28 protein-coding genes are annotated in these 25,331 nt (G+C 70.8%); 18 read left to right on the top strand and 10 right to left on the bottom strand.

Annotation, left to right across the window (positions count from 1 at the left end; genetic code table 11):
• The 3 genes from VR45_RS19835 to VR45_RS19825 form a co-directional block, all read left to right on the top strand.
• A partial coding sequence (locus VR45_RS19835; RefSeq protein ID WP_045941138.1) for a DUF5753 domain-containing protein occupies positions 1-711 on the top strand: 711 nt, incomplete at its 5' end.
• Positions 708-890 carry a DUF397 domain-containing protein gene (locus VR45_RS19830; protein ID WP_045941133.1) on the top strand — a complete coding sequence of 61 codons (183 nt, stop codon included), beginning with the start codon at positions 708-710 and terminating at the stop codon, positions 888-890. The genes VR45_RS19835 and VR45_RS19830, both read left to right, overlap by 4 nt.
• Positions 891-1,056: 166 nt before the next feature.
• Positions 1,057-1,293: a DUF397 domain-containing protein gene (locus VR45_RS19825; protein WP_045941132.1), complete on the top strand. Its 237-nt coding sequence runs from the start codon at positions 1,057-1,059 to the stop codon at positions 1,291-1,293.
• Between the two features lie 532 nt (positions 1,294-1,825).
• On the opposite strand, the gene VR45_RS19820 is transcribed toward VR45_RS19825, so the two are convergent.
• A complete protein-coding gene (locus VR45_RS19820; RefSeq protein ID WP_045941131.1) occupies positions 1,826-2,230 on the bottom strand; it encodes a type II toxin-antitoxin system PemK/MazF family toxin in 405 nt (134 codons plus the stop codon).
• A 235-nt stretch (positions 2,231-2,465) separates the two neighbouring features.
• Here VR45_RS19820 and VR45_RS47945 point away from each other — a divergent pair, with 235 nt between their 5' ends.
• Positions 2,466-2,762 (top strand): hypothetical protein, encoded by a 297-nt coding sequence (locus tag VR45_RS47945; RefSeq protein WP_052709216.1) that lies wholly within the window; start codon positions 2,466-2,468, stop codon positions 2,760-2,762.
• 419 nt (positions 2,763-3,181) lie between these two features.
• Positions 3,182-3,748: an SMI1/KNR4 family protein gene (locus tag VR45_RS19810; protein WP_045941137.1), complete on the top strand. Its 567-nt coding sequence runs from the start codon at positions 3,182-3,184 to the stop codon at positions 3,746-3,748.
• 62 nt (positions 3,749-3,810) lie between these two features.
• Here the strand turns inward: VR45_RS19810 and VR45_RS19805 are convergent, their stop codons facing one another.
• Positions 3,811-4,281: an NUDIX domain-containing protein gene (locus VR45_RS19805; protein ID WP_045941130.1), complete on the bottom strand. Its 471-nt coding sequence runs from the start codon at positions 4,279-4,281 to the stop codon at positions 3,811-3,813.
• Positions 4,282-4,443: 162 nt separating this feature from the next.
• Between VR45_RS19805 and VR45_RS19800 the strand changes: the two genes are divergently transcribed.
• The 5 genes from VR45_RS19800 to VR45_RS19780 all read left to right on the top strand — a co-directional run bounded on the left by VR45_RS19800 (position 4,444) and on the right by VR45_RS19780 (position 8,011).
• On the top strand, positions 4,444-4,956 hold the full coding sequence (locus VR45_RS19800) for a DUF6879 family protein (protein ID WP_045941129.1): 513 nt from the start codon (positions 4,444-4,446) through the stop codon (positions 4,954-4,956).
• The gene (locus VR45_RS19795; protein ID WP_353612705.1) at positions 4,953-5,780 is read left to right on the top strand and encodes a helix-turn-helix transcriptional regulator; all 828 of its coding nucleotides are present in this window, start codon (positions 4,953-4,955) and stop codon (positions 5,778-5,780) included. The genes VR45_RS19800 and VR45_RS19795 overlap by 4 nt, the downstream gene beginning before the upstream one ends.
• Positions 5,781-5,860: 80 nt before the next feature.
• Positions 5,861-6,322: a hypothetical protein gene (locus VR45_RS19790; RefSeq protein ID WP_045941127.1), complete on the top strand. Its 462-nt coding sequence runs from the start codon at positions 5,861-5,863 to the stop codon at positions 6,320-6,322.
• A 57-nt stretch (positions 6,323-6,379) separates the two neighbouring features.
• Positions 6,380-7,315 carry a MerR family transcriptional regulator gene (locus tag VR45_RS19785; RefSeq protein ID WP_045941126.1) on the top strand — a complete coding sequence of 312 codons (936 nt, stop codon included), beginning with the start codon at positions 6,380-6,382 and terminating at the stop codon, positions 7,313-7,315.
• A 135-nt stretch (positions 7,316-7,450) separates the two neighbouring features.
• Positions 7,451-8,011, top strand: a complete 561-nt coding sequence (locus VR45_RS19780) for a DUF3995 domain-containing protein (protein ID WP_045941125.1) — start codon at positions 7,451-7,453, stop codon at positions 8,009-8,011.
• Between the two features lie 207 nt (positions 8,012-8,218).
• Here VR45_RS19780 and VR45_RS19775 read toward each other — a convergent pair whose 3' ends face one another.
• The 3 genes from VR45_RS19775 to VR45_RS19765 all read right to left on the bottom strand — a co-directional run bounded on the left by VR45_RS19775 (position 8,219) and on the right by VR45_RS19765 (position 10,892).
• The gene (locus VR45_RS19775; RefSeq protein ID WP_052709214.1) at positions 8,219-8,653 is read right to left on the bottom strand and encodes an NUDIX domain-containing protein; all 435 of its coding nucleotides are present in this window, start codon (positions 8,651-8,653) and stop codon (positions 8,219-8,221) included.
• Positions 8,650-9,792, bottom strand: coding sequence for a DegT/DnrJ/EryC1/StrS family aminotransferase (locus tag VR45_RS19770; protein ID WP_199925970.1), 1,143 nt, complete (start codon positions 9,790-9,792; stop codon positions 8,650-8,652). Before VR45_RS19770 ends, VR45_RS19775 begins: the two co-directional genes overlap by 4 nt.
• Positions 9,793-9,899: 107 nt before the next feature.
• Positions 9,900-10,892 (bottom strand): Gfo/Idh/MocA family oxidoreductase, encoded by a 993-nt coding sequence (locus tag VR45_RS19765; RefSeq protein ID WP_078896669.1) that lies wholly within the window; start codon positions 10,890-10,892, stop codon positions 9,900-9,902.
• Positions 10,893-11,047: 155 nt separating this feature from the next.
• On the opposite strand from VR45_RS19765, the gene VR45_RS19760 reads away from it, so the two are divergent.
• The 6 genes from VR45_RS19760 to VR45_RS47050 all read left to right on the top strand — a co-directional run bounded on the left by VR45_RS19760 (position 11,048) and on the right by VR45_RS47050 (position 15,023).
• Entirely contained in the window at positions 11,048-12,361 is a 1,314-nt protein-coding gene (locus tag VR45_RS19760) for a helix-turn-helix transcriptional regulator (protein WP_045941123.1), read from the top strand.
• 179 nt (positions 12,362-12,540) lie between these two features.
• Positions 12,541-13,368 (top strand): helix-turn-helix transcriptional regulator, encoded by an 828-nt coding sequence (locus VR45_RS19755; protein ID WP_078896668.1) that lies wholly within the window; start codon positions 12,541-12,543, stop codon positions 13,366-13,368.
• A 72-nt stretch (positions 13,369-13,440) separates the two neighbouring features.
• A complete protein-coding gene (locus VR45_RS19750; RefSeq protein ID WP_045941121.1) occupies positions 13,441-13,701 on the top strand; it encodes a hypothetical protein in 261 nt (86 codons plus the stop codon).
• 1 nt (position 13,702) lies between these two features.
• The gene (locus VR45_RS19745; protein ID WP_045941120.1) at positions 13,703-14,047 is read left to right on the top strand and encodes an MvdC/MvdD family ATP grasp protein; all 345 of its coding nucleotides are present in this window, start codon (positions 13,703-13,705) and stop codon (positions 14,045-14,047) included.
• Positions 14,044-14,853 carry a methyltransferase domain-containing protein gene (locus VR45_RS19740; protein WP_052709213.1) on the top strand — a complete coding sequence of 270 codons (810 nt, stop codon included), beginning with the start codon at positions 14,044-14,046 and terminating at the stop codon, positions 14,851-14,853. Before VR45_RS19745 ends, VR45_RS19740 begins: the two co-directional genes overlap by 4 nt.
• Positions 14,850-15,023, top strand: a complete 174-nt coding sequence (locus VR45_RS47050; RefSeq protein WP_159394272.1) for a hypothetical protein — start codon at positions 14,850-14,852, stop codon at positions 15,021-15,023. The genes VR45_RS19740 and VR45_RS47050 overlap by 4 nt, the downstream gene beginning before the upstream one ends.
• Before the next feature lie 108 nt (positions 15,024-15,131).
• Here the strand turns inward: VR45_RS47050 and VR45_RS19735 are convergent, their stop codons facing one another.
• The 4 genes from VR45_RS19735 to VR45_RS19720 form a co-directional block, all read right to left on the bottom strand.
• On the bottom strand, positions 15,132-15,509 hold the full coding sequence (locus VR45_RS19735; RefSeq protein ID WP_045941119.1) for a hypothetical protein: 378 nt from the start codon (positions 15,507-15,509) through the stop codon (positions 15,132-15,134).
• Positions 15,510-15,815: 306 nt separating this feature from the next.
• Complete coding sequence (locus VR45_RS19730; protein ID WP_159394271.1) at positions 15,816-17,870, bottom strand: hypothetical protein; 2,055 nt, start codon at positions 17,868-17,870, stop codon at positions 15,816-15,818.
• A gap of 242 nt (positions 17,871-18,112) precedes the next feature.
• Positions 18,113-18,601: a GNAT family N-acetyltransferase gene (locus tag VR45_RS19725; RefSeq protein WP_045941117.1), complete on the bottom strand. Its 489-nt coding sequence runs from the start codon at positions 18,599-18,601 to the stop codon at positions 18,113-18,115.
• Positions 18,602-18,707: 106 nt separating this feature from the next.
• Positions 18,708-19,745, bottom strand: coding sequence for an aldo/keto reductase (locus VR45_RS19720; RefSeq protein ID WP_045941116.1), 1,038 nt, complete (start codon positions 19,743-19,745; stop codon positions 18,708-18,710).
• Between the two features lie 94 nt (positions 19,746-19,839).
• Here VR45_RS19720 and VR45_RS19715 point away from each other — a divergent pair, with 94 nt between their 5' ends.
• Positions 19,840-20,445, top strand: coding sequence for a TetR/AcrR family transcriptional regulator (locus tag VR45_RS19715; RefSeq protein WP_045941115.1), 606 nt, complete (start codon positions 19,840-19,842; stop codon positions 20,443-20,445).
• Positions 20,446-20,460: 15 nt separating this feature from the next.
• On the opposite strand, the gene VR45_RS48770 is transcribed toward VR45_RS19715, so the two are convergent.
• Entirely contained in the window at positions 20,461-23,709 is a 3,249-nt protein-coding gene (locus tag VR45_RS48770) for an EAL domain-containing protein (protein ID WP_234326045.1), read from the bottom strand.
• Between the two features lie 128 nt (positions 23,710-23,837).
• Between VR45_RS48770 and VR45_RS19705 the strand changes: the two genes are divergently transcribed.
• Positions 23,838-25,331, top strand: a 1,494-nt coding sequence (locus tag VR45_RS19705) for an AMP-binding protein (RefSeq protein WP_353612704.1), incomplete at its 3' end; no start/stop codon positions are given.

The raw sequence follows: 25,331 nt of genomic DNA, 5'->3' as shown, positions 1-25,331 counted from the left end.
AGCCTGATCGGCGCGGTGGAGCAGGGGAAGCGGACGCCGCAGCGGGAGCTGCTGGAGGCGTCGGAGCGGGTGTTGGACGCCGGCGGGCTTCTGATCGTGACGTCGGACGACATCGAGAGTGCCAAGGCCAAGGCGCGGGTGCGGCATCCGGAGTGGTTCCGGGGCTACGCGAAGCTGGAGGCCAAGGCTCAGGAGCTCCACTGCGTCAGCCTGTACAGCATCCCGGGACTCCTGCAGACCGAGGCGCACGCCCGTGCTGTCTTTTCGATGCGCCATCCCGTCTTGTCTGAGGATGTCATCGAGGCACGTGTTGCCGCTCGGATGGCACGGCAGGAAGTCCTCTCGAAGTGGCCGCGAGCTGTCTTCAGTTGGGTGATTGATGAGAGCGTGCTCCGTCGCCCGTTGGGAGGGTGGGAGGTCCACGCGGCACAGCTGCGTCACCTGCTGGCGATTGGGAACACGCGGGGGATGGTGCTCCAGGTTCTCCCGGTGGACCGTGAAGAGCACGCCGCAGTGGATGGCCCGTTCATCCTGATCACTCCGAAGGACCGAACGCAGATGGCCTATATCGAGGTGCAGACGAGCAGTAGGCTGATCACGGAGCAGCGGGAGGTCCGTATCATGAACGCCCGATACGGAACCCTCAGGGCGCAGGCGCACACTCCACAGGAGTCCCTGGCGTTGATCGAGAAGATTCTGGGAGAGCGATGAGCAGCGAACTGGTGTGGTTCAAGAGCAGCTACAGCGGTGCCGAGGGCGGCGAGTGCGTCGAGGTCGCCGAGGCGACGTCGACCGTGCTCGTCCGTGACTCCAAGGACAAGTCCGGTCCCCACCTCACCTTCTCGCCGGCCGCCTGGGAGGCGTTCGTCGAGTTCGCGCAGTCGGTCTGACGACAAGTCTCCCCGCTCGGCGCCCCGCGACCGTCCACTGACCGGTGGACGGTCGCTTTCTGTGTGGGTCCTACCGCTCCGCTGTGTGGGCTGTGCCCTTGGCCCCCAAGGGAGTTGCTCCCTATCCTGGGCGCGCGCCACGAGACCCCTCACTCCAGGGAGAGCGATGAGCAGCGAACTGGTCTGGTTCAAGAGCAGCCACAGCGGCGACGAGGGCGGAGCCTGCGTCGAGATCGCCTGGCGCAAGAGCACGTACAGCGGCGACGAGGGCGGCGAATGCGTCGAGGTCGCCGAGACGACGGCCGCCGTCCTCGTCCGCGACTCCAAGGACAAGTCCGGCCCCCGCCTCACCTTCTCCCCGGCCGCCTGGGCGGCCTTCGTCGCCTACGCCCGCTCCGCCTGAGCCGACGTTCAAGACCGCCCCGGCTTGCTTGAACGGCCGGGTGAACATCTTCGACGAGTACCTGGAGGACTGGGAGTTCGGCCCCGAATGGCGTCCCGTCGTCCAGCGGCTTGCCGCCCGGGCGGCACATGACTGGCCGCTTACGGAGCTGCGGCCCGGTCGCGCATCGCCACGGGTACGAGTCGGGCCCCGCCGCTCGTGCGACGGGGCCCGTACTGCGGCTCGGCGAGGCCGGCGGAGCTGCGGTAGGGCGTTCATTCCAGAATTCGGGTCACGCGGCGACTTCGGCCGACCCCAGTGACTGAGTCCCGTGCCTCGGTCGTGCCTCCGATCGCCAGGGAGTCCGGCGAGTCGTAGAGGTGGACCTTCGTGCGGACGGAACTGCCGTCCGCGGCCTTCCAATCACCGAGTATTGGTACTCCAGCCGTAGTTCGTGGTCTCGATGGTGAGCGGTGCCGAGAGACAGGCGGCTGGCGTCGATCGTCCGGACGAGATTGACCATGCCACCGGGGGGTGGCGGTTCCTTCTCCGTCTATCCGAGGCCGCCGAGACGGAGAGCGTCCCTTGTCCCGCTGAGTTTCGCGGTTGTCGCCGGAGTCGACTTCTCCGCCTGTCCGCCGAGACGGAGGGCATCGTCGATCTCGCTGAGTTTCGGGGAGGACAGGACGCCTGCCCGCTCGATCAGGTCGTCCCGGGACACGGTGGTCAGCCACGTGCAAGGGGTGAAGCCCGGACGCGCGAACGCGACCCGCAGCACGCCTTCAAAGGGCAGTCCTTCCATGGCGCCGACTCGCACTTCGACGCCCAGACCGCTGATGTCGACGCCCGCCGGAGCGACGACCTGCATCGCCCGGATTCCGGACGCGTCGTCTACCGACAGCAGTACGACCAGCCGCCGCTCGTCGAACTCGACCCACCAGACTTCGCCACGTTGCACATGTCCTCCTGACACAGGACGGCAGGCGAACGCTGCGCGACCCTGACACGCTGTGGAGACGGGAGCGGCCACCGTCGATCATCGGTGTGCGAAGACAAACGATCATGCGGTGGCCGCAGGTCACAGCGTAGACCCCGTCCGCTGACAGGAGGCGTTCGAGGTCCTGATGAGCCGGATCGCAGGCCGGTTCACGCGGGTCTAACCCCGCTGTTGGGTAAGGCGGTTGGTGCCTGACATGCTGTCCGACCAGGTCCGCTACGGCGCGCGTGGCTACGTGGTGGAGCACCTGCGCGGCGACCAGGTGGTGCTGGTGGTCGACGGGACCGGCGACGTGAAGAAGGGCGCCAGCACGGTCGGCGTGCAGCGCCAGCGCACCGGACCGCGGGCAGGAGGGATCCAACGACTGTTCACAACGCTCGTCGTCCAGCCCGTCCACGACGCCGTCCACCGCCTCGGTCGGTCCGATCGGCGACGCCGACACCAGGCCCGATCCCAGGCCGGCCACTACCGACGACAAGCCACTCAGGCATGAAGGTCACGAACTACTGCTGGAGTATTGGAGGGGGACTCACTCACGATGCCGGAGCCTATGAGGCGGGTCTGGTTTCTGGGTTCGGATGCGAAAACCCCTCGAACGAGGATGATCCCGCCCAGAATTTCTCGGGGACGAGCCCGGCCCCCTCCGGTTCACCTCACTCCGATCTGTGGCAACGCTCCGCCGGATCTCGGTGCCCGGCCGGAGAACCGCTCGCACCCGGACCTCGCCGCGCAGGAAGTCGGCCCCTCCGACTTCCTGCGCACCGACGCGTATGCCGCTTCGTCCTGAGCCCCTGACCAACCCACTCTGCCCCCCCCGCCGTCGAGGATGGACAATGGCGCCAATGGGCGAGGACGCCCCGACCCGATCGGAGCCGTAGTGTGAGTGACGACCGGTCCGCCGCAATCGCCGCCATGGCGAGCCTCGGAGACGTTCTGTCGTGCGTCGGGCCCACCTGTGGGGACACTGTCGACTGGAGTGCGGCGGAGAAGGTCCACGGAACGCCCTTCCCGGCCGACTACCGGGCCTTTGTCGCGGCCTTCGGCAACGGTTCGATCGAGGAGATGGTCGGCGTTCACATCCCTGCTGCCTCGGACGAGCTGCGGTTCGGAACGCTCTCAAGGCTCTCGGAAGCAGCGCTCGCGGATTTCGCGGTGAACCAATGGGCTCCCGCCGACAGGGGCCGGCACCGGCTGGAGGGCCTGCTCATCTGGGGCGAGACGGGCGCCGCCGACACTCTGTGCTGGATCACGACGGACCCGGACCCGGACCGCTGGCCCGTCGCGGTGTACTCGCGGATGAATCTCGAATGGTCGGTGTACCCGTGCGGCATGGCCGAGTTCCTGCTCAAGCTGCTGCGCGACGAGTGGCCGCAGTGCCCGATCAGCGACTCCTCGCTCCAGGGCATGCCGGACCCGCGGTTCCTGCACAACAAGGACGCGGCCGCGAGTTGGGAGCTGGGCAACAACCCCTGGGAGTAGCCGACCCGTTCGGTGGAACCCCCCGGTGCGCAGGAAGTCGGACTCTCCGACTTCCTGCGCACCTACCCCAGGTACGGAGTCGCCCGGTGCTCCAGGAAGTGCCGGAGCCGTAGCTGCTGGGTGTGGTGCATCGGCAGGTCGCCGATGTCCTCCGGCGCCACGAACCGCAGATCGGTCGACTCGTCGGAGATCCGGAGCTCCCCACCCGTGATGCGCGTGGTGAAGCAGATGTTGAACTGCTGCCGCACCTCGCCGTCCGAGTAGGCGATCACATGCCGCGGATCGGTGTACGTGCCCACGATCCCGGTGACCTCCACGTCGAGCCCCGTCTCCTCCCGGACCTCCCGAACAGCGGCTCCCGGCAGCGACTCCCCGAGATCCATCGCCCCACCCGGCAACGCGTACAGCCCATTGTCGACCCGCCGCTGCAGCAGCACCCGCCCCTCCCCATCGGTCACCACGGCCGACGCCGCAACCACCAGCCGATTCGGCACGGGCGCGTCGGGGTCGTCGTAGAACTCGGTGCGTGCCAAGTGATCAACTCCCTTCTACTGCCCGGCCAGAGCCCCACCCTGCCTCGAAGCTCGCAGCATGAGCGCCGAACACGCTCCCGGGGCGGGGAGCGGCCCCTATCCTCGGAGGTCAAGGCACCTTCCCGGCACCCGCTGCCGTGAACATCCTGGAGGACTGCATCCGTGCTCGACGGAACTGAATTCGGCCGGCTCTTCGAGAGCTTCCAGCACACCGCGTTCCGGCTGGAGACGCTGGACCTCTACGACGTGGAGGAGGAAGCGGAGGAGTTCGCGGCCTTCCTGGCCGGCGAGGCGATGCCCCCGGAGTGGTCCGACAACCCGTGGGTCCGGTCCATGACCGACCTCGGCAAGACCGTCTCCCGCGTCCATGTCCTCACCTCGCCGCTCACCGACTACCTGCGCTACGAACTCTCCGCCTACCCCGGAAACATCACGGCGGGCGAGACCATCGGCATCATCGACCGGGCAGCCCGTCCGGTGGCCGGGCTGCCCGAGCACGACTTCTGGCTCTTCGACGACACCGACGTCTACCGCATGCACTACACGACGGACGGCAAGTTCATCGGTGCCGAACGCCTCCCCGCAGAGGCAGCCCCCGAATACCGCCGCTACCAGCAGATCGCCGAGACGAATGCGGTCCCCTTCGCCGACTACTGGCGGCAGCACCGGCCTTGAGCGCTGCAGAGGACATCGGAAAGGCCCTACGAGCCCTGCGTCATTCCTCGGAACTCACCGGGGAGACCGTGGCCCGTAGGGCCTCCATGTCTCCGGGCAAGCTGAGCAAGATCGAGCACGGCAAGGTGCTCCCGAGCGTCGTGGACGTCGACCTCATCCTCACGGCACTCGGTGTGTCGGCGGCGGCCAAGGAGCAGTTCCTCGAACAGGCCCGGGTCGCCGCAACGGAGGAGACCGCCTGGCGGCTCATCCACCGCACGGGGTTCTGGAAGCACCAGCAGGCGATCCAGGCCATCGAGCAGCGCACGACGGAGCTCAGGCTCTTTCAGGGACAGTTGGTTCCCGGACTGCTTCAGACGCCGGAATACATCTCGGCGGTCTTCGACCTCCTGCCCGACCTGTCGGAGGAGTCGCGGATCAGGACCACCGCTGCTCGGCTGGCCCGGCAGCAGGCACTCCACGACCCGAGCCGATCCTTCCACTTCCTGGTCTGCGAGCACGTGCTGCGGTGGAGGATTTGCGACGCGTCGGTCATGGTCGTGCAGTTGGACCGGCTCGTCTCGCTCTCCAGACTCCCCAACGTGGCCGTCGGCCTGCTCCCTCAGGACGCTCGGATGCCCGACTTCCCGATGACCTGCTTCAGCCTCCACGACGACCGCCTCGCCATCGTGGAAACCTTCCATTCGGAGATCACCACCCGGGACCCCAAGGACCTCAGGACCTACCAGGAGACCTTCGACCGCTTCGCCGCCGTGGCCGTCTACGACGACCCGATGCGTGCGGCCGTCGAAGGAATCAGGGACGAGTACTTGCCTGCTCGGTAGACCCGGGACGGCCGAGACCCACGAGGTCCCCTTCGCCGACCGCTGGCGGCAGCACCGGTCCTCAATGATGTGATGGCCGCATGAACAGCTCGCCCATCGACGACTCCGAACCGCCCGAGCACCGGCGCTACGCCCAGTACCTGCGCGCCCTGGAAAGCGTCGCCGAGGCGGAGGAGGCCGACCTGCTGGCCGCCGTCCTTCGCGACGAGGACCAGTCCATGGCCGAGGCCGCGGTGAACCAGCACCTCGAACGCCGGGCCGCCGAGCAGGTGACCGGCCCCGGGTTTCCGGCCTGGGCGGCGATGACGGCCACGGTCGTCGGCGACCGCTCGTTCCTCGTCCGGCGCCTGAGCGAGTGGACCCTGCTCCGGGCCGTCGCCCTGGACGAGCCCTGGACCGAGGAAGAACTGCTTACCGCGTCCGACTGGTTCCAGCGCATGGTCACCACCACTCGGTTCGTCACTTTCCCCGCAGCCCTCGGCCTCCTCGCCGAGCAGGGACGCACCCGCCGCGTCCGCAATGCGGCGAGCCGCCGAGGCTGACGGCCGCTTTCGCTACGGCCTTGAGTCTCCCGTAGGGGGAGACGCGAGAGTAGGGGCATGGACGGGGACACGCTCTTCACGATCGGCGACCTGGCCCGGCGGACCGGGCTGACGGTCAAGACCATCCGGTTCTATTCGGACTCCGGGATCGTGCCGCCGACCGGCCGCAGCCCGGCCGGCTACCGGCTCTACGACCTCGGCGCGCTCGCACGTCTCGACCTGGTGCGCACCCTGCGCGACCTCGGCCTCGACCTCGCCGCCGTCCGGCAGGTGCTGGACCGGGAGGTCTCGGTGCCCGAGGTCGCGGCCGCGCACGCCGACGCCCTGGAGGTGCAGATCCGCGTCCTCCGCCTGCGCCGCGCGGTGCTGCGCGCGGTGGCCGCCCGCGACTCCACTCCCGAGGAGATGGACCTCATGCACAAGCTCGCAAAGCTCTCCGACGACGAACGCCGACGCCTGATCACCGACTTCGTCGACGACACCTTCGGCGGCCTCGACGCCAACGCCGAGTTCGTCGACATGATGCGCTCGGCCGTGCCCGAACTCCCCGACGACCCCGAACCCTTGCAGGTCGAGGCCTGGGTGGAACTCGCCGAACTCACCCGGGACCCCGACTTCCGCGCCGCCGTCCGCCGGATGGCGGAGTACCAGGCGGCCGAACGCGCCCGGGGCGACCGGACCGGCCTGCACCACGACCTCACCGAGGCCGTCCGCGACCGCGTCGGCCGCGCGCTCGACGCCGGCCTCGCTCCGGCCTCGCCCGAGGCCGCGGCCGTCGTGGACGCCCTGACCGCGCTGTACGCGCAGACCTTCGACCGCGCCGACGATGCCTCACTGCGCCACTGGTTGCTGGCCCGCCTGGAGATCGCCGGCGACCCGCGCGCCGAGCGTTACTGGCACCTGCTGTCGGTCATCAACGGGTGGCCCGTCCCGCCGAGCCTGGCACCGGTGTTCGGCTGGTTCACGGACGCCCTGCGCGCCCGCAGCTCGTAGGCGCCCGGTGGCCCTGCGCAGGAAGTCGGCCCGCCCGACTTCCTGCGCAGGACAGCGCGGTGTGGCTCTCGCGGGGGAGGGGCCTCGTCCGCGCGGACGAGGCCCCTCTGCTTGTCGTACTGGCACGGTGGATCCATGTCGATCAAGAGCGGTACGGGCACGCGATGGGGGTACGTCGTCGCGGTGTGGGGGGTGCTGTTCGCGGTCCCCAGCTTCCTCTGGGCGATGGGGAGCACCTTCGGCGCACGGTCGACGGTGGCGCCCGAACTGGTGCGGCTCGCCCAGGACCGGGTGCCGTGGTTCCTGGCCGTCCTGTGGGTGACCGGCCTCCTCAAGCTCCTCGGGGCGGCGATCGGCTTCGGCCTGACGCGCCTGCGGGGCGGTACGGCCGGCCGCTCCCTGGTGTTCTGCGGCGGCGGCGCGGCAGTCCTCCTCATCTGGCACGGCGGCCTCTTCGTCGTCCACGGCATCCTCGTCGAAACGGGCGCCGCGACCGTCGACCCCGACCTGGCCGGCCTCACCCGCTGGTACCTCTACCTGTGGGGCCCGTGGTTCATCGCCGGCGGCCTCGCCTTCGCCGCCGCGACCGCCCACTACCTCCGCCACCTCCGCCCCGTCGGCCGCCGCTTCGCTGGCACTGGCGCCCTCGGTGCCCTCCTCCTCTCCCTGGCGGCCACCGCCACCGGCATCGGCTGACACACAGGCACACAGGAAGTCGGCCCGCCCGACTTCCTGCGCACCGCCCCGATCCGGGAGCATTCTCCGGGCGCATCGCGGAGTCCTCGCCAGGCTGCCGGACCGGGGCCCAAGCCGGTCGCCCGCCCTGACGGTTCCAACGGTGAAGCGGCCCGCTCCTCGAGGCTTCGAGGAGCGGGCCGCTCGGCAGGTTCCGAGGGCTCCGACTCAGGAGTCGAGCAGCTCACGGACCGCGTCGCTGACCTCGGGCAGGCTGCCGGGCTCCGCCCACTGGTGGGCGTCGTGCTCGGTCAGGATGATCGGCTCGGTCTTCTCCACAGTGACGGTGAAGTTGAACTGGCGGGTGGTGCCGCCGCGGCTGTTCTCGTAGTCGAAGTGGCCGACGTAGCCGGTGACCGCGCCGATGGTCAGGCCGGTCTCCTCGGTGGTCTCGCGGTGCAGGGCGTCCAAAATGCTCTCCCCGGCCTCGACCGTCCCGGAAGGGACCTCCCACAGGCCGCCCATGTAATCGTCGGGGTTGCGCCGCACGAGCAGGACGCGCCCGCCGTGCTTGATCACGGCGGCGGCGACGAAGCCGGTGATTCCGGCGGCCGAGGCATCGGCCGCCAGGCCGGCCACGAACTCGGGGGAGGTGACGGTCACAGCAGCTCCTTGTGATGGTCGCTGATCTTCATGGCCGCGCGGGCGTACTGCGCGGCCAGCTCCAGATCCTGCTCACGATGCCAGACCGGGAGCTTGATCATGTGGGCATGGGCACGCTCGGCAACCGGGAAGTCGCCCGGCTCGTAACGGCGGTGGGAGTGCGGGTGGTCGGGGAACAGCGCCGTTGGGTTCTGGTACAGCGGCAGCTGGTTCATCGGACAGGTGGAACCGGGCCGGTCGAACTCGGTGGCGCCCTCGGCGACCAGCGCCTGGTGGAACTTCTCGATCGGCAGGCCGCCGAGCTCGTCCGGCTTGTAGGTGAGCGTCAATGCGTACCAGGACGGGACCACCCCATCGGGCAAGTCGGTGACCGCCAGGCCCGGTATCCGGGCCAGCTGTCCGGTCAAGTAGCGCGCGACCTCCGCTCGGCCGGCGAGATGGCTGTCCAGGCGAGCGAGCTGGTCATGGGCGATTGCGGCGGCGAGGGGGTGGATTCGGAGCTTGAGGCCGGCCCCGGTGACCGCGTACCGCGAGAGCGGATGGCCTTCCGGGATCTCGGTCCTGGCCCGCTTGTTGTAGTGCGCGAGCGTGATGAGCCGGTGGTACGTGTCGTCGTCGTCCGTGAGGACGAACCCACCCTCGCCGCCGGACAGCGGCTTGGGGCCGTTGAGCGAGAATGCTCCGGTGAGGCCGAACGTGCCGACCTTCTGCCCGGCTGCGCTAGCTCCGTGAGCATGGGAGCCGTCCTCCAGCACCACCAGGCCGTGGGCCTTCGCCACGGCCATGAGGCCGGCCATGTCGGCGGGTTTGCCCCACAGGTGGGTGACCATGATCGCGCGGGTGCGCGGGGTGATCAGCTCTTCGACCCGGTCCGGGTCGATGTTGCCGTCCGGCCTGGTCTCGCACAGCACGGGCACGGCGCGTAGGTGGAACAGCGGGGAAGCGGTGGCATGGAAGGTCCACGCGGGGACGATCACCTCATCGCCGGGCCCGATCCTCGCGGCCCAGTAGGTGGCGTGCAGGGCGGCGGTGCCGGAGCTGGTCGTGACCGCGTGCCGGACGCCGAAGTACGCCTGAAGGCCGTCCTCCAGGTCGGCGACTATGCCGGACCGGCCGGGGATGGAGACGGTCGTGTCCAACTGGGCGGCGACCTTGGCCCGGGTGGTGTCGTCGATCGGCGGCCCCTCGAAGTGCGGTCAGGCGGCCTTCACTTCGGGTCGGCCGCCGAGGAGGGCGAGGGTTGAGGTCACAGCATCTCCTTGGGGTCGATGTAGTGCCGGGCTGCCTTGGACTCGTAGCAGGAGGCGATGAAGGCGGCGTGGGCGAGGTGCTGTTCGGGACCGGAGGCATTGGGGCGTTCGCCGTCCAGGACCCGGCAGAAGTAGTCGATCTGGGCGGTCGATGCGCTGGTGGGCGCGTGCGGCCGGGTGAGTTCTTCCACGACGGTGCCATTGAGGTCGAGCCGCTGGAGATGGTCCTTCGTCAGCAGCACTGCGCCGCGGGTGCCGACGACGTGCAGCTTCTCGGTCTTCGGGGCCGCCCAGCGCGAGAGCAGGACGGTGCCGTAGAGGTCGGATTCGTAGCCGAGCTGGATGACGGCAGTGTCCTCCGCGTCGTAGTCGGCCTCGGGTAGGGCTGTGGCCGAGAAGTCGGCGATGACGCGGCTGGGCAGGCCGAAGTACCACAGAAGCAGGTCGATGAGGTGGTAGCCCATGTCGATGATGCAGCCGCCACCAGCCTGCTCGGCGTCCCCACGCCAGCCGGCGCCGGGGTCGTCGGTGTGGAAGGTGTACTGGCCGTCGATGAGGAACGGGGTGCCGATCTGGTCGAGGAACTGCAGCATGCTGGTGTAGATCGGGTTGAACCGCCGCTGGAGGGCGACCATCAACTCCACCTGCCCGGCGTGGCAGATCGCGGAGAGTTCGCGAGCCTCGGCGAGCGAGGTGGCGAACGGCTTCTCCTTGAGGACGTGTACGCCTCGGGTCGAGCATTCTTCGATCACGGCCCGGCCCGCATGGTGCGGGACAGCGACGATCACGAAGTCCGGACAGACGTTGTCCAGCAGGTCGGCGGCCCGGGTGAAGGCCGGTACCTGGAAGGAGGTCTGACGCTCGCGCAGGATGTCGGGGTTGCTGTCGCAGATTGCGACCAGTTCGGCCCTGCCGGAGCCGAGTAGACCGGGCAGGTGGTCCTCGCACGCTTGGTGGCCGAGACCGATGACCGCAGCGCGTCGCTTCATGGGCAGACTCCTTCCGCTTCGTGGAGGAAGTTCTTCGGCATGCATCGAGTACAGCCCAACTTTCCGTCACCGAACAGGCATTGTCTGTAGTCCCGGGGTTGTCCCGCCCGCACTGGCAGTAGGCTCGCGGTCACTGCCGATGATGGGATTGGCCCGTGGACGACCCGATCCGGCACCCCCTCACCTACGCACGCGAACTGTATGGCTGGTCGCAGGGAGACCTTGTTGCCCGCCTCGACCAGGCCGCCCGCCGCCAGGGGCTCCTCTCCGGTGCCGACAAGGCCGCCGTCAGCAGGTGGGAGAACTGGCGCAAGATGCCGAACCCCGACTCCCAGCTCCTCATCGCCGAAGCCTTCGGCGTCAAGGTCTCGGAGATGGAGGCGTTCGGCTGGCCCTACTGGCTGCCCGGACGCGACGAACCGCTGCCGCTGGGGTCCGCCTACACCGTTCAAGCCCTCCACGATGCACAGAGAGCCTCCATGGACCGACGCAGCTTCATGACCTACAGCGCTGTCTCGCTGGCCGGCCTCGCGGCCGGGTGGGCCACAATCGAACCCGAACGCCTCACCTCGGCTCTCGGGGGCAAGCGGGTGGACATCGAACTCGTGGACTGGCTGGAGGACACCAGCGCGAGACTCACGGCCCTGCCCACCGAACAGCGCCAGCACACAATCCGCCTGATGGACGCCCACCTGGCTACGGTGACCGAGCTGATCGAGGACGGCCGCTACAGCGAGAGCACCGGCCGCAGGCTGCACCTACTGGCGGCTTCACTCGCCACCACCTGCGGATGGCACCGCTTTGACCAGGGCCGGCACTGGGCGGCCGGGAAGCTGTGGGGTGCGGCCCTGCAGTCCGCGCACGCCGCCGGCGACCGCGACCACGGCGCCGGAGTACTCTCGGACTTCGCCTACCAGTCGAACTGGCTCGGCGAGCCGAAGGTCTCCGTGGACCAGCTCGGATACGCGCTGTCCGGCATCGAGCATCCCGCCGCCCGGTCCTTGCTGTTCCTCCGTCGGGCCAGGGCCCATGCCGCACTCGGCGACCGTTCCGCCTGCTATCGCGACCTGTCCGAGGCCGAATCCGCTCTCGCAGTCGAGGTGGTGGACCCCGCGCCCGATTGGTGCGCGTGGATGAGTCCGGCCGACCTCGCAGTGGACTCCGGCCAATGCCTCCTGGACCTCGGTCGAACCGACGAGGCCCACGCCCGGATTTCCGAGGGCATGTCCCTGCTGCCCCGCGCCAGGGACAAGACGCGCGGCATCTTTCTGACCTACCAGGCCAAGGGTTACCTACAGGCCAATGACGTCGAGCAGGCGCTCGCCGTCACCGGAGAGTCGCTCGACCTGGCCACCCGTATTGGCGCCCCGCGCTGCGTTGCCCTGGTCCGGGAGCTCGGGCCGGCCTTCAAGCCCTACCGCCAGGTCGACGGCGTCCCGGAGTTCCTGGAGCGGTTGAAGGCCAGCTGACCGCACCAGCCGGGGAAGGCCGATCGCGGAGTCACTGCTGGGCCGGTCGGAGTCGCCACCCGCATCGGCTGAAGCACAGGAAGTCGGCCCGCCCGACTTCCTGCGCATCGCCCCGATTTCGCGTTGCCGCAAGACATCGCGCTTGCCATTCACCAGCGGGAATCGGGAGCATTGCTGGGATGGAGAACGACATCGGCGGCACCTTGCGGAATCTCCGCCAAGCAGCCGGGAAAGAGGCCAAGGCGGTTGCCCGTGGCGCCGCCATGTCCCCCTCCAAGCTGAGCAGGATCGAGACCGGCAGAGCCATCCCCTCCACCATCGACGTCGAGCGGATCCTCACCGCCATCGGCGTTCCCGACGCCGTGCGTGCCGAACTGGTCGAGACAGCCCGCCGGGAGGCGACCGAGGCTGTGGCCTGGCGGTTCCTCCGGCGGGCGGGGTTCCACCACCACCAGGACAGCATCCGCGCGGTCGAGGTGGAGACCGAGGTGCAGCGGGTGTTCCAGCCCTCCTGCGTTCCGGGTCTCTGCCAGACCCCGGAGTACGTCCGGGCCGTCCTCGCGCCCAAGGGGCTCACGCCCGACGTCCTGGCGCGCACGGTGGCGGCCCGGCTCGAACGGCAGGCGGTGCTCTTCGATCCCCGGAAGTCCTTCCGCTACCTGATCACCGAGTCCGTCCTGCGCTGGCTGATCCTCCCGCCCGCGCAGATGGCGGTGCAGATCGACAGGATCACCGCCCTGTCCCGGCTGCCGAACGTGCACATCGGTGTCGTTCCACTCTCCGCGCGCATGACGGAGGTCAGCTCCTCCTCCTTCATCGTCTACGACAACCGGTTGGTCATCGTGGAGATCCCGCACGCCGAGATCTCCACCACCGATCCCAAGGACATCGACCTCTACCTGGCGCGCTTCGGTCGATTCGAGCAGGTGGCCCTGGTGGGCGATCCCATGCGCGAAATGCTCGCGCAGCTCCGGGACGAGTTCTTGCGGCAACGGGAAACATCCTGATTCCCCCTCGGATCCACCCCTACCGTGAAATCCGCCCACCGGAATTCGGCGGGCAGAAGGTGAGGGAGATCCATGTCCACCGCAGCATTGCCGGTGCTGGACGAACTGGTCGGGCCGACGAGTCCGTTCGCGTTCCGGTTCCTGATCCCGGTCACGGGTGCCGGAGGCATCCTCGCGTCCGACCTCGGGTACGACGAGGTGACGCAGACCTGCACCTATGCGGGTCTGCCACCCGGCGTCTACATGACCAGCAACCCGCCCAAGACGTACGGTCCGACGCAGCCCACCGGCCAGATGGACGCGCCGGACGACCCCGGAAGCAGCAACGACTGAGATGTCCGACTCCGGAGCCGTCCTCGTGATCACGGGGACGTTCGACCCGACCGCCGATCTGGTGATCGAGGAACTCAACCGGCGTGCGGTGCCGGTCTTCCGGGCGGACACGGCATGGTTCCCGTCGAGGCCGGCCGTCGCGGCCGGCCTCGACGGGCCGGACGGGTGGCACGGGACGGTCGCCACCGGCCATCGCGTGCTGGACCTGGCCGCGGTCCGCTCCGTCTACTACCGGTGGGTGTTCCTGGAGGTCAACCCCAACGGGCAGTACGGGTTCGTCGAACAGGCGACGGGACTGCCCATCACCGCCGCCATCTGTGACTACCTGGAAGGCAGCAGCACATGACCACGGAGATCGAGGCCAGGGTGAGGCTGGCCCGGGAGATCGAGCGCGGGGCGTCCGTGCTCTCCTCCCGGGTGGTCGAGGCGTTCCTCAACGTGCCGAGGCATCCGTTCGTCCCGGCCTTCTACCGGCGTGACGGCACGAAGTACGTTCCGACGCGCGGTCACAACGACGAGTGGCTGCGGGCGGTGTACGCGGACGACGTCCTGGTGACCGAGGTGCACGGGGTGCACGTCGAGGACGCGCCGGACGGTGGGGTCACCGGGGACGCCACCTCCTCGTCCACCGCGCCCGGGCTGATGGCGGAGATGCTGGACGCGCTCGACGTCCGGCCCGGGGACCGGGTGTGGGAGATCGGGACCGGTACCGGGTACAACGCCGCGCTGCTCTGCCACCTCGCGGGCGCCGGGGGCGTCACCACCGTCGACCGCACCGGGCGCCTGGTGGACGCGGCCCGGGAGCGGTTGCGCGGGGTCGGGTTCGAGCCCGCCGTCCTGCGGGCCGACGGCGCGGGCACGCCGCCGCTGGGCGGGCCGTTCGATCGGATCATCGCCACCTGCACCGGCCCGCCGCGTTCATGCCCCTGCGGGCGGACGGGAGCACGGCGAGCCCCGGCCTCCCGGCGGAGGTCACGGGCCGACGCCGGACGAGCGTCGTCGGCGCCCGCGTCCTGGACGACCATGCCTTCTCCTTCTGGGCCGGCCTCTGCCTGCCCCGGACCGTCCTCCGGGACGGCGGCACGCTGCACGACCCGGCGGACGGCTCGACCGCCCGCGTCGAGGACCACCCGGGCCGTCCGTCGGCCGTGACCACGAGCGGGCCGCGCGACCTCTGGCAGCTCGTCGAGTCCGCCTGGAACGGTTGGCGGCGCCACCACCGGCCCCGTCGCGAGTGGCTCACCCTGACGGTTCGCGCCGACGGCCCGCAGACGGTCGGCTTCGCCGCGCCCGACGGCGGGACGACGGCCTGGCTCCTCTGAGCACGGGGAGGTACCGCCGGTCGGTGGACGGCCGGGCCGAGGTGCTGACCGGACGGAGTACCGGGGTCTGCCGGGTGGTGCGCGCCCTGCGGTGTGCCGGGAGCAGGGTCAGGGGACGACGGGGAACGGGACGGGGACGCTGTCGGCCGGGAGGTAGTTCACGTCACCGGGGAAGAAGATCTGCGCACCGTGCGCGAGGCTGGACTGCGCGCTGAGGCAGAGCTTCAGCTGGGTGACGGCGAACGGCATGCCGCCGACCCAGTAGTTGACGTTGTACGCGGCCATGCACTGGCCGCGCCGGGTGAACTGCTGCGGCGTGGCGTTCGGCGGGATCGTCGTGAAGTCGGGGGCGGGGGCCTGCACGCGGATGGGTCCGGGCAGGTCGGCGGGATCCTGCGCGGCATGCGCGGTTCCGGCGGTCAGGGCCAGCAGCGGGGCCAGCACGGCCGCGGCGGCCGCCGCGGCAGCCAGTCGGCGAGGACTCATGGACGAAGGCTCCTTCGGGAGACGGAATCACCGGCGCCCGGCACCCGTTCGGTGGCCGACGCCGTGGACCGCATCCTTTCGGCCCCGGCCGGTGCGGCGATATCCCAGGTTCCTGGGTAGCTCTCCGTCCGGCGGCGGTCCGGCCGCGCGGCGGGGGCTCGTCGGCTCGGGCCTCGACGAGCTCGAAGCCGTCCTCGCCGGGGACGGTCGTCCACGTCGTCGCGCAGCCGAACGGTGTTCCACCCGGTGTTCCGCCGTCCCGGCCGGGACGGCGGAACACCGGGTGAATGCGCCCGCGTCGCTCCGCTAGATGAACCGCACCTGGGGCGGGTTGCCGTTGGAGACGGACACCGTTCCCTGCTGGAACTGGACGTCGCAGCCGTGGGTCAGGAACCCGCCCTCCTTGGTGACCGAGAAGGTGCCGGTCTGGAAGCCGACCGTCAGGCCCCGCTCCATGCTGACCCACTTCTTGAACTCGCTGATCGCGGAGAAGATGATCCGGTCCGGCATGGTGACGAACATCCGCGTACCGTCGTGGCTCAGCTTCATCCCGCCGCCGACGGAGAGCATCCCCTGGACCCGTGCCTCGCCGGAGACCCGGGCCTCGACGGTGTGCAGCGCGTTCAGGCTCGCGGTGCCCGCGGTGACGGTGCCGAGGTCGTGGCCGCCGTCGCGCAGGACGCGGAGGCCCTCGGCGGGGAACTCGATCCAGCCGTCCGAAGTGCTGCGGCCCTGGACCCACTTGGTGTTGATGCCGTCGACGTCGGCCTTGTCGGCGTGGACGGTGCCCCAGGCCTCGCCGCCGTCCTTGCGGATGTCGACGCCGTCCTGGGGGAAGCCGATCCAGCCGTGGCGGCCGTCGCGGTCGCCGACCCACTTGGTGTTCAGGCCGTTGAGGTCCGCCTTGTCGGCGATGACGGTGCCGAGGTCGTGGCCGCCGTCGCGCAGGACGCGGACGCCCTCGGCGGGGAACTCGATCCAGCCGTCCGAAGTGCTGCGGCCCTGGACCCACTTGGTGTTGATGCCGTCGACGTCGGCCTTGTCGGCGTGGACGGTGCCCCAGGCCTCGCCGCCGTCCTTGCGGATGTCGATGCCGTCCTGCGGGAAGCCGATCCAGCCCTTCCCGGCGTCGCGGTCGCCGACCCACTTGGTGTTCAGGCCGTTGACGTCCACCTTGTCGGCGATGAGGGCGCCGAGGTCCTGGTTGCCGTCCTTGTGGAGGGTGGCGCCGGGCTGGGTGAACTCGATCCAGCCGCTTCCGGCGTCACGGCTGCCGGCCCAGGTGGTGTTGACGCCCTCCACGTCGGCGCGGGCGGCGGTGAGGACGCCCAGGTCGCTGTTCGACCCGTGGTAGACGTTGATGCCGCGGTCCGGGAAGGTGATCCAGCCGGCGCTGTCGGTGCGGCCCTGCACCAGCCGGGTGGTCACGTTGTCCACGTCGGCCTTGTCGGCCCTGAGCCGGCCCAGGTCGCCGCTCGGGTTGCGGACCTCCGCGCCGTCCGTGGCGAGCACCAGCCGGCCCTTGTTCGCGATGCCCTCCACCCACAGGGTGCGCGTCCCGCTCGCGAACTCGGGGATCACCGCGTGCACGGTGGTGGTGAGGAAGTAGCCGCGCTGCTGCCCGCCGCCGGCTGCCTTCGCGACCAGGGTGTAGGTGGTGCCGCGCTTCGGGGCGGCCGTGGTCCAGGAGTACTCCTGGTGGGCCGGAGCGGCCCCCGCCACCGCCGGTTCGCGGCGGACCTCGGCGCCCGTCTGGTCGAGGATCGCGTAGTCGAGGCTGTTGGGGCCGTCCCAGCGGAGCACGAGCTGCTCGCCCGCGTCGACGTCCAGCAGCGACTTGTCCGCGCGGAAGTTGCGCGGGACCAGCGGCGTCTGCTTCGCCAGCCCGAGATAGGTGGTGTAGTGGTCCTGCCGCATGGCGATGTTGGCGTCCCCGCCGCCGGCCCGCTCGCGGATCTCCAGCAGGCTCAGGCCCGCGCCGGCGGCGACCGGGATGTTCTCCAGCTTCAGCACCAGCGCGCCGTGGGCGTCCAGCAGCGCGAACTGCCGGGTGGGCGGCTGCGCTTGGGAGAGCCGGGCCCGGAAGCAGTCGTTGACCGGGTCCCAGGCGAACTCCAGCGGGTCGTCCCAGGGGCTGGAGTACGTCCGCTCGATGGTGGCGGTGACCGCCGAGGGGGTGTCGGTCAGGTTCGAGGACTGGGCGAGCAGCGGCAGGGCCACGTCGATGTAGTCCCACTCCACCTGGGCCTGGTGGGTGTTGGAGACGATCAGGTACACCGTCCCCACGGAGGGCTCGTTGGGGAGCGATGCTTGGAGCGATGTCGGATCCGCGACGATCTCGTAGTGCAGCAAGGACGGCACAGTACGGACTCCCTGGCTCGGCGTTTCACACGGTGCGCACGCCAATTCGGGTGTGTGCGTGCGCGGGTTGACGGCGGAACGGGTGCCTACGGACCTGTCGACCGTAGGCACCGCCCCGCCGTCCGGGTGCCGCGATTGCCGGGAGCTGGCCCGAACCGGACCCGCTCTGGCCGGAACGGATGTGTGAACTCCGGTGAAACACAAGGGAGTTGATGGAGGTGTGAGACCGGTGCCGCAGGTGCTCAGGGGGACAGCGGCTTGGCCAGCACCAACTCGCGGGAGACGCCGTCCGGGAGCAGGTCGCCCGGCTCGCCGGTGTCGGTGAAGCCGACGCGCTCGTAGAGGGCGATGGCGTGCGGGTTGTGCGGCATCACGGCGAGCCGCAGGGTGGCGAAGCCCTGCTTGGTCGCCCACTGCTCGATCTCGGCGATCAGCCGGGCGCCGACGCCCCGGCCCCGGGCCTTCGGGCCCACCCACATCGAGATCAGCTCCGCGTGCCCGCCCTCCGGCACCCCGGTCGCCATCGCGGCGGGCTCGCCGTCGACGAGGGCGACGAGGTCGAGGGCGCCGGGGATCTCCAGCCGGGAGCGCCAGCGCTCCTCCCGGTCGCCCTCGCCCTGCCAGCCGGCGAGGGTGGAGCCGAAGGCGTACGGCGCCTCGGCGAGGGCGGCGAGGCGCAGCTCCCGGAAGAGCGGCCAGTCGTCGGAGGTGAGTTCGCGCAGTTCGATCATGGCAATGACAATGCACTGTCCTGACCTGCGAGAACAAGCGGTTTATCCGAGCCCGAGCCCGAGCCCGAGCCCGGCGCCGCGCCCCGATGTCGACCCCCGGCCCGCCTCACCCCGCGAGCGGCGGGTTCAGCCGCGCGAAGGCCTCCTGGCGGCGGTACGGGAAGTAGGGGTACGGCGCCGTCCGGACGCTCGCCGCGTCCAGCCGGGCGACCTGCTCCGCCGTGAGCTCCCAGCCCACCGCGCCGAGGTTCTGGCGCAGCTGCTCCTCGTTGCGGGCGCCGATGATGACGGACGAGACGGTGGGGCGGCGCAGCAGCCAGTTGAGCGCCACCTGGGGGACGGTGCGCCCGGTCTCGGCGGCGATCGCGTCCAGCGCGTCCATCACGTCGTACAGCAGCTCGTCCTCCACCGGCGGGCCGTAGTCGGCGGTGTCGTGGAGGCGGCTGCCGGGCGGGACCGGGGTGCCGCGGCGGATCTTCCCGGTGAGGCGGCCCCAGCCGAGCGGGCTCCACACCAGCGCGCCGACGCCCTGGTCCTGGCCGAGCGGCATCAGCTCCCACTCGTAGTCGCGGCCGACGAGGGAGTAGTAGACCTGGTGGGCGACGTAGCGGGGTCGGGCGTCGCGGTCGGCGGTGGCGAGCGACTTCATCAGCTGCCAGCCGGAGAAGTTGGACACGCCGGTGTAGCGCACCTTGCCGGCCCGGACCAGCTCGTCCAGGGTGCCGAGCACCTCCTCGACGGGGGTGGCGGCGTCGAAGGCGTGCAGCTGGAAGAGGTCGAGGTGGTCGGTGCCGAGGCGGCGCAGGGCGGCGTCGACGGCGGTGGTGAGGCGTGCGCGGGAGGTGCCGGCGTCGTTGGGGCCGTCGCCGGTGGGCAGGCCGGCCTTGGTGGAGATCAGCACCTGGTCGCGGCGGCCCTTGATCGCCTGGCCGAGGACCTCCTCGGAGGCGCCGTCGGAGTAGACGTCGGCGGTGTCGAACAGGGTGACGCCGGCGTCGATGGCGATGTCCAGCAGGCGGCGCGCGTCCTGGGCGTCGCTGGTGCCCCAGGCGCCGAACAGCGGGCCGCGGCCGCCGAAGGTGCCGGTGCCGAGGGAGAGCGCGGGGACGGTGAGGCCGGACGCGCCGAGGCGGCGGTACTCCATGAGAGGTGTTCCCTTCGCTAACGGGACTTCTGTGCCGTTAAGATGTCTCGACCCTAGCACTGTCACGCTCACTAATGGAACAGGAGTCCCGTTAATGACAACCTCGGGCATGCAGCGACCCGGCGGCCGGACCGCCCGCGTCCGGATCGCCGTCCTCAAGGCCGCCGAGGACGCCCTGGTCGAGGTCGGCTTCGCCGGGCTCGACCTCGGTGACGTCGCCCGCCGCGCCGAGGTCGGCCGCACCACCGTCTACCGGCGCTGGGGCTCCGTCGGCGCCCTGCTCGCCGACCTGCTCACCGACATGGCCGAACAGTCCCTCCCGCGCGCCCGCACCGGCTCCCTCGCCGAGGACCTCCGCACCAACGCCCGCCTGGTCGCCCGCACCCTCGCAGACCCCCGGCAGGGCGCCCTCTTCCGCGCCGTCCTCGTCGCCGCCGCCTGCGACCACGATGCCGCCGAGGCCCTGCACCGCTTCTACCGCGCCCGGGTGGAGGAGTGGGCCCCGTGCGTCACCGAGGCCGTCGACCGCGGCGAGCTCCCGCCCGACACCGACCCCGTCGAGGTCGTCCGCGCCGTCTCCGCCCCCCTCTACTACCGGATGCTCACCACCCCCGACCCCCTCGACGAGGCAACCGCCGACCGCGCCGCCGCCACCACCCTCGCCGCCGCCCATGCGGGGGCCTTCCGGCGCCCGGCGTGATCCGAAGGACTCGCCCTAGCCGGTCGGGCCGGCGGGGCCACCCGGGCCGGCGGGGCCGGCGGGTTCGTTGAGGGGGGTGGGTTCGCCGATGGGGGTGGCGGGGGCGGTGTGCTGTTCGATGAAGGTGCGGGCCTGGTCGGGGGTGAGGGGGCGGGCGAAGAGGTAGCCCTGGCCGAGGGGGCAGCCCATGGCGGCGAGGAGGTCGCGCTGGTCGGTGTGTTCGATGCCCTCGGCGATGACCTGGACGCCCAGGGTGTCGGCGATCCTCGCGATGCCCTCCACCAGGGCGTACTGCTGCTGGGAGTGGCCGAGGCCGTCGATGAAGGACTTGTCGATCTTCAGGATCGAGATCGGGAACTCGCGCAGGTAGGAGAGCGAGGAGTAGCCGGTGCCGAAGTCGTCGATGGCGATGCCGACGCCGAGGTCGCCCAGGGTGCGCATATCGGTGTGGACGCGGTCGTCCCGGCGCATCAGGACGGACTCGGTGAGCTCCAGGACCAGTGACTGCGGCGGGATCCCGGAGGAGCGGATCGCGCCGCGCACCACGTCCACGAAGCCCGGGTCGCGGAACTGGCGGGCCGAGACGTTGACGTTGACCCGCAGCGGCGGCAGGCCGACGGCGGCGCGGGCGGCGGAGCTGGCGGCGTGCCAGGCGGCCGTCTCCTGGGCGGCGCGCTCCAGTACCCAGGCGCCGAGCGGCACGATCTGGCCGCTCTCCTCGGCGAGGGCGATGAACTCGTCCGGCAGCACCATGCCGCGCCGGTCGTGCGGCCAGCGCACCAGCGCCTCGAAGGCCACCAGCGCCCCCGAGGCCAGGTCGACGATCGGCTGGTAGTACAGCCGGAACGCGGACTCGGCGATCGCGGTGTCCAGGTTCTCGTTCAGCTCGTGCCGCGCCACCAGGCCCGCCTGCAGCGACGGCTGGTAGTGGCACCACTGCCGCTTGCCCGCCGACTTCGCCGAGTACAGGGCCAGGTCCGCGTGGCTCAGCAGCTCGGTGGCGTCCACGCTGTCCTCCGTCGTCGCCACCCCGATGCTGGCCGAGACCCGCACCGCGCCCGCGCTCAGCCGGAACGGCTCGGCGAACGCCGCCAGCACGCCGTCCGCGAGCGCCCCGACGTCGGCCGGCGCCAGTGCGTCCTCCACCAGCACCGCGAACTCGTCGCCGCCGAGGCGTGCCGCCGTGTCCGAGGTGCGCAGCGCCGTCGACACCCGGAGCGAGACGGCGATCAGCAGCTCGTCCCCGACCGCGTGCCCCTGGGTGTCGTTGACCATCTTGAAGTCGTCCAGGTCGAGGAAGAGCACCCCGGTGACGGCCCCGCTGCGCTCGCCCCGGGAGAGCGCGTGGCTCACCCGGTCCAGGAACAGCACCCGGTTCGCCAGGCCGGTCAGCGAGTCGTGGAAGGCCCGGTGGGTGAGCTCGCGCTCCATCTTCCGCTGCTCGGTGACGTCGCGCAGGGTGAGCACCAGCCCGTCCACCGTCGGATCGGCCCGCAGGTCGTTCGAGTGCACCTCGACCTCGATCGGGGTGCCGTCGGCGCGCAGCAGCCGCCAGTGGTCGCGCTGGGAGTCCAGCGCGGAACGGCCGGGGCGCGAGGCGGCGAGGCTGGAGTCCCGGCTGCGCATCCGCGCCAGCGCCTTGCCGACCGACCGGCTGTCCTCGGTCGGGACGAGGTCGGTGATCAGGGTGCCGGGCAGGCTCGGGTAGCCGAGGACGCGCTCGGCGGAGGAGCCCGAGGCGTAGCGGACGGAGTCGTCGGAGTCGAGGATCAGGATGACGTCGCTGGCGCTCTGCACCAGGGTGCGGAAGTAGGCCTCGCTGTCCCGCCGGGTGATCTCCTGGCTCAGCATGACGCGCTCGACGGCGAACGCGGCCTGGCCGGCCAGGATCTCCAGCGAACCCCAGAGGCTGGCCAGCTCCTGCTCGGTGCCGGTGACGATGAGGGCGCCGATCAGCGGGTCCCCGGACGGGCGCTCGGCCAGGGTGAGCGGGCACAGCAGGGCGCTCGGCATGCCGTTCAGCCGGGTGGCGAGGCCGTTGCCGATGTCCTCGACGGACAGCAGCCTGGTCTCCCGGTAGGCGGCGAGGGCGAGCACCTCGTCGGACTCGTGCTCGGCGCCGAGCAGGTGGCGGTCGGCGCCGCGCTCGGCGTGCCGCACGTGCAGGACGCCGCCCTCGGTGACGGCGAGCAGCGCCACATGGCCGGGTTCGGTGGGCATCAGGGTGGAGGCGGCGGCCTGGACGGCGTCGGCGACCTCCTCGACCGTGACGGCCGAGGTGAGGGCGGAGCCCGCGACCCGCAGGGCGCGTTCCCTGGCGACGGCCTGGCGGCGGGCGCGCACCACGACCGCCAGCCGGGCGAGCACGAGCAGGTAGATCACGGCGGAGAAGGCGCCGATCACCCCGGCGTTGCTGGTGTTGCCCGCGCCGGCCTCGATGATCAGGATGGTCGGCGCGATCAGTGAGGCCGCGGTGAGCAGGGCCAGCCGGCCGGGGCTGAGATCCGGCTGCTGGCTGGGGATGGGTCTGGTCAGCTCGACCATGGACGGGTGCAGGGCGGCCGCGCCCCAGGCGGTGTAGAAGGCGGCCCAGCCGAAGTCCACGGGGGTGCCGATGTGCCAGTTGCCGTGCAGCACGATCAGTCCGTAGGCGATGTCGGAGACCAGGAGGCCGACGGTGCCGACGGCGAGCAGTTGGAGGGAGCGGCTGACGCCGCCCCGTGGCACGACCAGACGGAGCAGCAGGGCCAGCACCACGACGTCGCCCAGCGGGTAGGCGATCGAGACGGCTTTCTGGAACCAGCCGAGGTCGGGGTTCCGCGCGTAGGGGAGGATCAGGTAGATCCAGACCAGCAGCGCCAGACCCATGGTGAGGATGAGCGCGTCCAGCAGGCTGGCCCGGTCCTGATGCGCGGTCCGCCAGCGGATGAAGCCCAACACGCCTGCCGCGTACAGCAGGTACTCGGCCAGGTAGAAGCCGTCGGCGATGGACGGGAACGGGCTGCCCAGGTGCAGGAACTGCATCTGGATGACCTGGACCACCTCGCCCGCCGTGAAGCTGAGGTTGGCGAGCGCCAGCAGGTACCAGTACCGGGCGTGCGAGGGGTGGTTGAGGCGGACGCCGACCACGATGGCGGCGACGCCGCCCAGGCCGATACCCGTCCACCAGATGATCCGCTGAGAGGGATTGGCGTAGTAGATGCCGGTGAACAGCACCATCCACGCCAGGTAACAGGCCATCAGGCGTTGGCGCCGACGTGTCAACGAGCTACCTCCTCCGCGACATCACCCTGGACGCCCGTGGTGACGGGTGGTGGGATTTCCGGGCAGGGGCTCGCGAGCGCCCGGGCCGGGCCGGGGTGGTCCGGTCGGACGTTCGAAATGGGCCTTGAGTGCGTATAGTCGGAAATGTCGCACCTCCCAGCATTCTGCCGCCACAGCACGAGGTCAAGCCGGTGGATGAAGCAGTGGACAGCGCACGGGGAGTACGTGCCGGAGCGGGCTCCGGACGTCACGCCGTGTTGGTCAACGAGGACGGTCAGTATACGATCTGGCCCGGGGACTTCACGGTCCCGGGCGGATGGCGGACGGTCTTCGGGCCCGCCGAACGGGCGGAGTGCCGTCGCTACGTCGAGCGTGAGTGGCGTGCGCCGGGGCTCGGCCTGGGCCCGGGCGGCCCCGGGGCCGCCGTCGACGGTCGTGGCGGTCGTGGCGCCGGTAGCGGCGGCAGCGACGCCGGTCGCGCCGGTCCGACGGGCCGCGCGGACACCGTGCACGGGCTGGTCCGGGCCCGGGCGGCGCACGACCCGGACGCCCTGGCCGTGGTCACCGACGAGGAGACGCTCACCTACCGTGAGCTGGACACCCGCAGTGACCGGCTGGCGGGCGTGTTGCGCGGCCTGGGCGTCGGCCCGGAGCGGGTCGTCCCGGTCTGCCTGGAGCGCGGCGCGGACCTGGTGACCGCCCTGCTCGGCGTGCTCAAGGCGGGCGGCGCCTTCCTGCCGCTGGACCCGGCGCATCCGCGGCGGCGGCTGGCCCGGCTGGTCGAGGACTGCGGGGCCGAGGTGGTGGTCTCGGCGGACGGACGGGCCTTCCCGGGGGTGCGGGCGGTGGCGCCGGACGGGGGCGGGGACGAGGGAACCGAGGTGGGAGGGGGTGAGGGAACCGAGCTGGGCGGGGACCCGGTCGGCCCGGACGACCTCGCCTATCTGATCTACACCTCGGGGACCACCGGAACCCCCAAGGGCGTGCCGGTCACCCACCGCTCGCTGGTCTTCACCCTGGGCCGGGTGGTCCACGCCTACGGGCTCACTCCGCACGACCGTGTCCTCCAACTGGCCGCACTCGGCTTCGACACCTCGCTGGAGCAGGTCTTCGCGACCCTGACCGCAGGCGCCACCCTGGTGCTCGGCGGCGCCCGCACCTGGGCACCCACCGAGCTGGCCCACCGGATGCGCGAGCTGCGGCTGACCGTCGCCGACCTCACGCCCGCGTACTGGCACCACCTGCTCGGCCTGTTCCCGCCGGGCGGGCCCGCGCCGGAGGGCCTGCGGCTGATCATCGTGGGCGGCGACACCGTGCACGCCGACGACTGCCGGGCCTGCCTGGAGCGGCTGCCGGGGGTCCGGCTGGTCAACGCCTACGGGGTGACCGAGGCGGCCGTGACCTCCACGCTCTGTGAACTCACGCCGGAGGCGCTGGAGCCCGGGGCGCAGCACGCCGGTCCCGGCCATCCGTCCGCCGCGCCGGTCCCGATCGGGCGTCCGCTGCCCGGGGTGCGGGTGCACCTGCTGGACGCCCGGCTCAGCCCCGTGCCGCCCGGTGAGAAGGGCGAGATCTATCTCGGCGGCCCCGGGCTGGCCCGCGGCTACTGGCGGGCGCCCGGG

Origin of the sequence: Streptomyces sp. NRRL S-495 (genome assembly GCF_000966955.1) — a bacterium.
Classification (GTDB): domain Bacteria; phylum Actinomycetota; class Actinomycetes; order Streptomycetales; family Streptomycetaceae; genus Kitasatospora; species Kitasatospora purpeofusca.
This window is presented reverse-complemented; position numbering and strand designations above follow the sequence as displayed.